Source organism: Paraburkholderia sp. BR10923, assembly GCF_040948765.1.
GTDB lineage: Bacteria > Pseudomonadota > Gammaproteobacteria > Burkholderiales > Burkholderiaceae > Paraburkholderia > Paraburkholderia youngii.
Genome location: NZ_JBFPKO010000093.1, coordinates 1 through 3896, shown reverse-complemented (window position 1 = coordinate 3896; position 3896 = coordinate 1). Strand labels below are relative to the sequence as shown.

3 protein-coding genes and 1 pseudogene are annotated in these 3896 nt (G+C 65.5%); all 4 read left to right on the top strand.

What is annotated here, in order from left to right; translation table 11 throughout:
- A pseudogene (locus AB3X94_RS41320) lies at positions 1–520 on the top strand (EmrB/QacA family drug resistance transporter); the annotation flags it as partial.
- Between the two features lie 107 nt (positions 521–627).
- A complete protein-coding gene (locus AB3X94_RS41315; RefSeq protein WP_176386049.1) occupies positions 628–1065 on the top strand; it encodes a MarR family winged helix-turn-helix transcriptional regulator in 438 nt (145 codons plus the stop codon).
- A gap of 54 nt (positions 1066–1119) precedes the next feature.
- Positions 1120–2640 carry an efflux transporter outer membrane subunit gene (locus tag AB3X94_RS41310; RefSeq protein WP_368614431.1) on the top strand — a complete coding sequence of 507 codons (1521 nt, stop codon included), beginning with the start codon at positions 1120–1122 and terminating at the stop codon, positions 2638–2640.
- A gap of 34 nt (positions 2641–2674) precedes the next feature.
- Positions 2675–3896, top strand: a 1222-nt coding sequence (locus AB3X94_RS41305; protein WP_368614430.1) for an HlyD family efflux transporter periplasmic adaptor subunit, incomplete at its 3' end; no start/stop codon positions are given.

Sequence of the window (3896 nt, the reverse complement as noted above, 5' to 3'; positions counted from 1 at the left end):
CGGATTCGCTGCGGTGTTTTTCATGCGCTCGAACTATACGACCGGCGTAGACGCGTGGACCCTCGTGCTGCCGACGCTGCTGCAAGGCATCCCGACCGCGTTGTTCTTTACGCCGCTGACGGCGATCATCCTGTCGGGCCTGAAGCCGGAGGAGATTCCGGCGGCGGCGGGTCTGTCCAACTTCGTGCGGATTTTCGCGGGCGCGGTGGGCACCTCGCTGATGAGCAATGCATGGAACGACCGTACGATTCTTCATCATGCGCGACTTGCCGAGCAAACCAGCGTCGAGAACCCTGGTTTCACCGGCGCGATCGCGCACCTGCAGGCGGCGCTGGACGCGGGCATTCCCAAGGCCACGGCGTTTTACGAAGCCTCGCTGAACGCGCAGGCGACGATGCTGGGCCTGAACGACATCTTCTGGATCTCGGCGGTGATCTTTTTGGTCATCATCCCGCTGATCTGGGTGACGAAACCGACCAAGGGTGGAGCCGCGGGCGCGGCAGCCGCCGGCGGACATTGAACCCGATTGGGCAACCCGGTTTGGGGCGGAAAATGAAACACACAATCCTCTCCTTGACATTATCTGATGATGCAGATATTGTTGAAATCAACAAGGAGAACACCGCGATGGACCACTACACGACGAAGAACTTCATGCTTACCGAAAGTATCGGCTTCAGGCTCGTCAAGGCCCGCAACGTCGTCGTCGCGGAAATGGACGCGGCGCTCAAGGACCTCGACATCAACGGCCAGCAGATGGGTATCCTGCTTTCGCTGAAGCAGGGTGTGGCCACCACGCCTTTCGAGCTGTCGAAGCTGCTCGGCATCGACACCGGCCTGATGACGCGGATGCTCGACAAGCTGGAATCGAAGGGGCTGCTGGAACGTTCGCGCGACCCGCAAGATCGCCGCGTGGTCAATCTGACGTTGACCGCGCAGGGGCAGAAAACCGCCGCGCGGATTCCGGAAGTCGCCCCGCATGTGCTGAACGCCCGCCTGCGCAAATTCACCAAGGCGGAGTTTGCCGAGTTGGACCGCCTGCTTCGTAAGTTCACAGGCGAGTGAGCGGCGCGGCCGTGGGCCGCGTTTTTTTGACCCATTAATCTGATTAGTCAGAAAATGAATACGCAGACTTCCAGGGCAAACACCGTCGCCCGTACGCTGAAGCTCGGTGTTTCGGTGATCTCCTTCGCAGTGCTGGCAGCATGTGCAAACTATGCGGGCATCCACAGCGACAAGCAGATCAATCAGCCACAACAGCTGGAAACGGCCCGGAGCCTGCCGCAGGAGCATGGGAACTGGCCGTCCCCGGACTGGGTCGACCAGTTCGGCGACGCTCAACTGAAGGCGTTGATCGCCGAGGCGCTGCAAGGCAGTCCGACGCTTGCCCAGGCGCGCGCCCGGGTCGAACAGGCACAAGCCTACAGCGAAACGGCGAAGGCGGGCACGCTGCCGCGCGTCGACGCTTCGTACTCGCTGACGCGCCAGCAGTTCAGCAGCAGCGCGCTGATCCCGCCGCCCTATGCCGGCTCGTGGCAGACGGAGAACAAGGGGCTGCTCAGCGCTTCCTACGATCTCGATCTGTGGGGCAAGAACCGCGAAGCGCTGCGCGCGGCTGTGTCGGAGGCGTCCGCTGCCGAGGCCGACGAGCAGGTCGTCAGGCTCACGCTCGACACCTCGATCGCCCGCACGTACAACGAGCTGGCGCGGCTCTACGCGTTACGCGATATCGCGCAACAGGAAGTCGCGCGGCGCGAGCAGATCGACCGCATTACCTCCGGCCGCATCGCAAACGGTCTCGACACCGAAGTGGAGCGCAAGACGGCCGAGGCGAATCTGTCGACGAGCCGTGCCCGTGTCAGCGCGCTCGACGGCAGCATCCTGACCACCCGGTATCAACTGGCGGCGCTGCTTGGCAAGGGTCCCGACCGCGGACTCGCGATCACGCGGCCGACGCTCGGCGTCGGCGACGACGTGCGTCTGCCTGACAACCTGCCGGCCGATCTGCTGAGCCGGCGGCCCGACATCGTCGCGGCGCGCTGGCGCGTCGACGCGATCACGCACGAAGTGAAAGAAGCGAAGGCCGAGTTCTATCCCGACATCAACCTGAGCGCCGCGATCGGTCTCGACGCGTTCGGCTTCGGCCGCTTCCTGAGCGCCGCGAGCCGCACCGCGTCGGTGGGCCCGGCGGTCCACTTGCCGATCTTCGATGCGGGCGAGTTGCGCGCGCAGTTGAAGGGCCGCTACGCCGAGTTCGACTATGCGGTGGCGACCTACAACCAGACGCTGATCGGCGCGCTGAGCGGCGTGGCCACGCAGCTCGCGCAGATTCGCGCGAGCGACGCGCAGCTCGGCGATGCGCTGGCCGCGCAGCAGGCCGCGAGCGATGCCGATCGCCTCGCGACCACGCAATACAAGGCTGGCCTGACCAACCAGTTGACCGTGCTCAATGCCGACGTCACCGCACTGAACGCCGACGAGGCGATCGCCAATCTGAAGATGAACCGCCGCGACCAGCAGATCGAGCTCGCGTCGGCGTTGGGCGGCGGCTATGTCGATACGTCGGCGGGCACAGACCATCATGCGGACGCGGCTCGCGCATCCGCCAGTCAAGTCAATCCCACGGTTGCCGCACGTTGAACGGCACGCCGGGAAACCTATCAGGAGAACTGCAATGAGCGATTCGATCACGACCGACCGCGAACTGGCGGATCAGGAAGCCGAACACAAGAGCGGCGCGCAAGCGCCCGCCACGCCCGAAGGCGACAACAAGGCGACGCCCCCGTCGAGCCGCAAGCGCCTGATCGCGCTGCTCGGTGCCGCGGTCGTGCTCGCGGGCGCGGCCTACGGCGGTTACTACTACACCGAGGGCCGCTATCATCAGGAAACCGACGACGCGTACGTCAGCGGCAATCTCGTGCAACTGACGCCGCAGGTCACGGGCACAGTGATCGCGGTCAACACCGACGACACGCAGATCGTCAAGCAAGGCGACCCCGTCGTCACGCTCGATCCGGCCGATGCAAAGCTCGCGCTCGCCGATGCCGAAGCGCAACTCGGCCAGACCGTGCGGCGCGTCTCCGGCCTGTATGTGAACAACGACTTCTACGCGGCGAACGTCGCGCAGCGCGAAGCCGATCTGGCCCGAGCCCGCGACGACCTGCGCCGGCGCGAGGCCGTGGCGGACACGGGCGCCGTGTCCGCCGAAGACATCGCGCACGCCCGCGATGCCGTCAGCGTCGCGCAGGCCGCGCTCGACGCTGCGCGCCAGCAGGGCGAAGCCAATCACGCGCTGACCGACCGCACGACGGTCGAGCAGCATCCAGACGTGCAGGCCGCCGCCGCGAAAGTGCGGACCGCGTGGCTCGCCTATGCGCGCGATACCTTGCCGGCGCCGGTGACCGGCTACGTCGCGCAACGCCGGGTTCAGGTCGGCCAGCGCGTCGCGCCGGGCACGCCGCTGATGGCGATCGTGCCGCTCGACGGCGTATGGGTCGACGCGAACTTCAAGGAAGTGCAGCTCAAGCACATGCGAATCGGCCAGAAGGTCACGCTCACATCGGACGTCTACGGCCGCCGCGCCCGCTATCACGGGCGTATCGAGGGCTTTTCGGCCGGCACGGGCAGCGCGTTCGCGACGCTGCCGGCGCAGAACGCCACCGGCAACTGGATCAAGATCGTGCAGCGGCTACCGGTGCGCATCGAACTCGACCCGGCCGAGCTGGCCGCGCATCCGCTGCGTATCGGCCTGTCGATGACGGTCGATGCCGACACGCGGGACGAGTCCGGTTCGCAGCTGGGCGCAGCGCAGAACACGCGCTATAGCACCGACGTTTTTGCGCGGTACGATGCAAAGGCCGACGCCGAGATCGACAGGATCATCAAGCAAAACGAAA

Coding starts and splice junctions, on each gene's coding strand:
- AB3X94_RS41315 (WP_176386049.1), top strand. CDS start 628: ATGGACCACTACACGACGAAGAACTTCATGCTTACCGAAAGTATCGGC.
- AB3X94_RS41310 (WP_368614431.1), top strand. CDS start 1,120: ATGAATACGCAGACTTCCAGGGCAAACACCGTCGCCCGTACGCTGAAG.